General features: G+C 47.5%; 6 protein-coding genes. 2 read left to right on the forward strand and 4 right to left on the reverse strand.

The features are described from left to right. Positions 1-205: 205 nt before the first annotated feature. From RH949_RS22010 to RH949_RS22020, 3 genes are all read right to left on the reverse strand, one after another. Positions 206-1,036 (reverse strand): Ycf66 family protein, encoded by an 831-nt coding sequence (locus RH949_RS22010; protein WP_446356139.1) that lies wholly within the window; start codon positions 1,034-1,036, stop codon positions 206-208. Between the two features lie 221 nt (positions 1,037-1,257). Then, positions 1,258-1,377, reverse strand: a complete 120-nt coding sequence (psbX, locus tag RH949_RS22015; RefSeq protein WP_006100705.1) for a photosystem II reaction center X protein — start codon at positions 1,375-1,377, stop codon at positions 1,258-1,260. 82 nt (positions 1,378-1,459) lie between these two features. Continuing rightward, entirely contained in the window at positions 1,460-2,464 is a 1,005-nt protein-coding gene (locus tag RH949_RS22020; protein ID WP_446356143.1) for a DMT family transporter, read from the reverse strand. A gap of 491 nt (positions 2,465-2,955) precedes the next feature. Between RH949_RS22020 and RH949_RS22025 the strand changes: the two genes are divergently transcribed. Together RH949_RS22025 and RH949_RS22030 are read left to right on the forward strand one after the other, a co-directional pair. Further along, positions 2,956-3,192: an addiction module protein gene (locus RH949_RS22025; RefSeq protein ID WP_006100428.1), complete on the forward strand. Its 237-nt coding sequence runs from the start codon at positions 2,956-2,958 to the stop codon at positions 3,190-3,192. Beyond that, positions 3,189-3,344, forward strand: a complete 156-nt coding sequence (locus RH949_RS22030) for a type II toxin-antitoxin system RelE/ParE family toxin (RefSeq protein WP_198016431.1) — start codon at positions 3,189-3,191, stop codon at positions 3,342-3,344. Before RH949_RS22025 ends, RH949_RS22030 begins: the two co-directional genes overlap by 4 nt. An 80-nt stretch (positions 3,345-3,424) precedes the next feature. Here the strand turns inward: RH949_RS22030 and RH949_RS22035 are convergent, their stop codons facing one another. Then, positions 3,425-5,233: a hypothetical protein gene (locus tag RH949_RS22035; protein ID WP_446356146.1), complete on the reverse strand. Its 1,809-nt coding sequence runs from the start codon at positions 5,231-5,233 to the stop codon at positions 3,425-3,427. Positions 5,234-5,568 lie beyond the last annotated feature (335 nt).

Below are 5,568 nucleotides of genomic sequence, written 5' to 3' on the forward strand. Positions count from 1 at the left end.
ATTTATTCGTCATCAATCATTTGTAGGGGCGGGTTTAGGGATTAACATTGAATGCCTCACCAATCAATGAACAACTTGCACCCGCCCTCCCCACTGTTATGCATTTGAATTAGGTATTAGTAGCGAGCAAGATGCTCGCACACCAAGGAGTTCGTCATTATTGACATTAACGTTTAAATGCCGAACAGCTTGTACCTAATTGGATTTAGTATTCTGAACCTCTAGGCACGTAGTCATCTTCATCTTCATCCCCCAACGGATCAATGGGTCTATAATCCACATAATCACTGGCAGGCGGTTCTACCTCTTGATCTGCTACAGATACCGTTGAGTCGTGGGGAGGACGACCTCTTTTTCTGGGTGGGGGTTCTATATCTATATCAGGGTTGGGGCTGCGACTCGGTGGACGCGAAGGGCGAGGACGACGACTAGGAGGAGTTGGTCTATCATCCCAGTCATTATCTACATCAGTCTCCCATCTGTCCGCAGGCGGTCTTGACGAACGAGTCGCAGGGCGTGGACGGCGTTTCCGAGAGCGTTCTTCTGGGGGATAGTCATCGGGAATGTTGCGGCTTCTCGGACGGCGAACCTCGGCTTCGTACCTGTCGCTGCGGTTATAGCGCGAATCGGCGGTTCCCCGGAGGCGACGACCAATGTAGGGATCTTCATCTTCCATCGGTTCGAGTTCGTCCAACTCAGCCACCTGGCGATAAACATTGCTCACCGGGCGTTCGTCATCGACAACTTTTGTATTGCGCTTGGCTTGTTCGGTGGTGATCCCTCGTAGACGAAGGGTTTCAACCGCGAAGAAAATCACAGAACCCGTCAACAGAAACTGACCAAACTGGAGAATCGGATCGAGTCGCCATCCCTGAAATACCAAAATAAAGCCGCACAATAGTCCGACAGCGGCGAAAAATATGTCGTGATCTCGTGCTAACTCCGGACGTACCGATCGCAAGAAATAAAGCCCTGCTCCGGCAACTGCCAAGAAAATACCCAGAATACTGGCTGAGTTCAGCCCAAAATTGACCATTGCTGCTCTCCTAAGTCAGTCCTATGGTAACGAGTTTTGCCCATAAATCTCTACCTTAACTGGCTATGCCAAAATTTGTTGACCCAGTTGGCAGAATAAAGCTTCACGCCTAGTCTATTCTACTCAAGTTCAGGTTTTGGAAGCTAGATAGGGAAAACAGGGCAGCGACTGGCTGGGCTACCCTGTTCCTGGACAAAGGGTTCAAAAACAACCGCTCAAGCTTAGGAGCGTTGGATTTTATCCTTCTGGCTGATAAAGATCAGAGCAACAGTGGCGGGAATCACCACAATTACCCCACCCAAAACGAGACTCCAGAAAAAGTTGGCTAATGAGGGTGTCATAGAACTTTAATCCTTGTAACTATTGTTCATACTCATTTTACCCTAACTCCCTCATCTCCCCTATTTACCCTTGATCACTGTTTCAATACGTTTTCCCTGCGACACAGAGCGCTGGCGGGGAATCCTTTTCTATAAATTGAGAGGCGTAGTGACTCGATTTAGCCACATAGATGCCTACTAAAACCACAGCAAACGCGAATCCGTTAAACAGACTTAAATGTTCTGAAAACAGAACCCACGCCACCAAAGCCGCCAGTACGGGATCAAGAAGCAGGAACACACCCACTAATCCAGAAGACAAGCGTTTGAGACTATATGCCTGTAGTCCTTGACCGACGACTTGACAGACAACCGCTAAACTGATAACCGATAACCAGCCTGAACCCGAAATCGGGAACAGTCTGTCTTCAGTTAGCAGGACAACGGGTAACGTTACTACTGTTCCCACTAAGCAGCACCACATAATAATATTTGTGGCATCCCACTTGGCACGCAGTTTTTCAATCAGCATCAAGTTGGCGGCGGAAAACAGGGCGGATAAAAACGCGGCAATATCTCCGGCAAAGTTATCCGTCGCGACTTGTAAATCATCAAGTCCCAGGGCAGTTGCCCCTACCATTGCCATCATCAACCCAATCAGAAACCGACTGTCAAAGTGTTGACCGAATATCAACCATACTCCCAGGGTTGTGAATAAGGGAGTCAGGTTGTGCAGGATGGTGGAATTAGCCACACCCGTTTGGGTAAGAGACCATGCCCAAAGTGCCAAACATCCCCAAAACATAACGCCAGCCGCAATTAACATGAGCCAATCGCGAACGGTATACTCTGACTTAGGTATAGATGATTGTTCATCGTGTTGCGATCGCACCTTTGACTGGTTCAATAGCCATAAGACGATAAAGGCAATCCAGAAGCGATTAAAGATGGTGGCAAATGGACCAAGTTCCCGTTCACTCAATCGGATAAATATAGCCGCCAGGGATAAAGCGACGATGGCTGTAAATATGGCAAATAGAGCCATCATCGTTGGGCTAGGATTGAGCTGAGATTGTGATAAGTGTAAGGGTTGAGTTTTCTGTATCATTTAAAGTTAAGAGGAAATAAGTTTATCGTTATAATTCTGATCCAAATAATCGATGAATTTCTTTCATTACTCTTTATCCTAGAGCAGCCCCTTTCTCCGCTCCCTCTGCTTTCACAAATCATTTCAATTTGATTGAGTGGGTTTTATTCGCATCATCCCAAATGAATCGCGGAAAGTCTCCCTTTTAACCAGGAGAATTTCCTTTGAGATTTAGGATTATAGAAGCTTTTACTTTTTAGCTAACGCTACTAAGTATCTTAAGGTTTCAGAGCGACTTAAATGGCTATTATTTTTTATTTTGTGACTTAATTTAATATTTTTTCACATTACACCGTATTCCTTAAAATAGTTGAATTTAAAGGAAGACTACTCATTTCACCAAGCGGTTTCAAATATAGAACAGGCGTATTATTTTAATCAGAACCTGCGATCGCCGTTACAATTGAGAGGATATCTCGGCACAGCAAAGAAACACCAGCTTTTGCAAAACTATGAGCAATGCGACTTACGATGAAATTTTTGGAGCGGCTCTCTCCCTACCACCAGGGCTAAGAGCCATGCTAGCTGAACACTTGCTCAAAAGTCTAGATGCCGTGGAACAAGCAGAAGTTGATGCACTTTGGCAACAAGAGGCAGAAGCAAGGATTCAAGCTATTGATCAGGGGCGAGTTGTACCCATTGATGGTCAACAAGTTTTACGTCAACTGCGTTCCCGGTATCAGCGATGATTTATGATTTTCATCCAGATGCTCAACAGGAATTACAGGATGCAGTAGCTTATTATGACAGCATCAACCAAGAATTAGCTCATGCATTTTTGGACGAAATAGAACACACTTTAGAAAATTTTGGTGATCGCTGTAATGCATCTACAACGTAAACCGAATTACTGGACAGATGAGAGATTTTTAAGGGAGTTACACGCGATCGCACTTTGACTTGCCAAGGCAGTAGTCCAAGCTACTGAGCTGGATTATGGGATTGGATCATCACACCCTCTGGCGTATAAACCTCCACTCGCAATTGGGCGTTATCGCTAATCACTTCCAACGCTTCACCCAAGGTCAAAATGTGATTAACAAGACCCGCATGAGCCTCTGAGTCTCCTTGCGCTCTAGCTGTCATCGCCCGTTGTTGCACCATCTGGACATAAGCGGGTGTTAACCGCACCTTGATCATCTTGTTGTCAAGCGTATAACTACAGATGCTGGGTGTCCCAGAGCAAGTCTGATTCAGATCCCGACGGGCTTGTTGCATCTTGACGGCTAACTGAAGCTGGTTTTGAGCCTGTTTAAGCGCACCTCGGTAGGGTTCAACCAAAGATTGTGCCTTAGCGTAGTAATAGGTCTCTTGGGGTACCTGATTGACATAGGTTAAGGCATTGCGCCAGTGAACCAGAGCGACTGACCATTGCTTATCGCTTTGAGAATTCGTCGCCAGTTGAGCTAACTGCACGCCTTGATTATAGGCATTGGCAGAAATTTGTTCTTGAGTTTTGCGATCGCGGGCTTTGGCAAGATTTGGTAAATACAGCGCCAATAACTCTTGGGCTTCCTCATAAGGAGTTGTCCCTTGGGGAATCTGTTTCAGACGCCGCATCGACGCTTGCCAAGTGGCATAAACCAATTGCCAGTCTGATAAGGATTGGGCAATTCCTTGACGCACTTCCGCCATCCGCGCCGCTTCTTGAGCCGCGTTTAAATGTTCCTGGGCTTTTCGTTCCTTAAGGAGTCGCTGATTAATTTCCTCTAAATTCGTCTTATACGCCTTAATTTTGGCTTTGGCTAAAGGTTGAAGATTGCTATCGGTGGGTAGCTGTTCCAATTTCGCGATCGCGTCTCGCCAGAGGTTCTGAACTTCCCGCCATTTCGACTCCGGATGTGGCGGATTTTGGCTCTCATACCCGGCTCTAGCCGCCGTTTTCAGTGCCTCTACCATATCCGCCACGGTTTCGGATTGGGACTGATAGACTTGGAGTTTTTGTTGCGCTTGGCGGCGGTAACTGGACCAAGGCGGAATCGCCGCTACTAATTGAATCGCTTCTTGTAACTGTTCTTGTGCTTCCAAAACCGCTTTTCCCGATTCTGGGTTTTGCAGGGTTTCTGCTGATTTTTGGCTTAACTGTTCCGCTTCTGGCAAAACCGTGCATTTACCCATGACACAAGGACGAGTCAGGGCATAAAGCGTACTAAAGAAAACCACCAAACTCAACCCAGCACCCGCTACTACCAAAGGTAGCCAGGATGATTTTAACCTGAGCTTGACTGACGGCGGTTGTTCGGATTCTGACTCATCGGCTTCATCGTTTACCTCCGGAATCGGTTGATCCCACGGATGGGATGACTCGGCTTGTGTTTCGTCCGAGTCTGAGTTTTGCGGAGTTTCCGTTTCAGACGGGGGGTTAGTCTCCTCTGTCTCGTTTGTTTCTACCGAATCCGCCTCAAAGGGTGTCGTCGTTTCGGGTTCAGGCAAATTTAGGAAGAGCGATCGCGAAATGTAAGGTTTCTTTTCTCCAGCTCTGAGCAGGTTAACTCTGGCTTGTTGAGCCACCAATGGATATTGGCTGCGGATCGTTTGTTCTAAAAAGGCGAGAATCTCATCTTGATCCAGCGTCGCCTCGGCGGGATGCTGTACCCAAATCGCTAACCGTTTATCACTTCGCCGACACCGAATTTGAACAGGAGTGCTCTCATGCAGGTATGACTGCAAGTCCTCCTGTAAGCAGTTGCCTAAATCCGTTAATTCCTCTGGGCGCGTCGCTGTTTTCATTTGCTCAAAGTTTGAGCGCTACTCTCAAAATTTACACTCCATTATGACGTATTAGTAATGGAGCTGGGGAAGAAGCGAGATCAGGGCACGATAGTATCCATCCGTGTCAACTTAAGCTCAACCCCTCACCCCCAGCCCCACTCCCACGCCGGGGAGAGGGGAGCGGGGAGAGGGTTCCCCTTCTCCCGTGCAACAAAAGCGAAGCATCCTCTGTCCTCCCCCCTGCCAAAAAAGCGAAGCATCCTCTGTCCTCCCCCCTGCCAAAAAAGCGAAGCATCCTCTGTCCTCCCCCCTCTTGTAGGGGGGAACGAGGGGGGTAGGGGGGAACGAGGGGG

Origin of the sequence: Coleofasciculus sp. A1-SPW-01 (assembly GCF_040217205.1) — a bacterium.
GTDB lineage: Bacteria > Cyanobacteriota > Cyanobacteriia > Cyanobacteriales > Coleofasciculaceae > Coleofasciculus > Coleofasciculus chthonoplastes_A.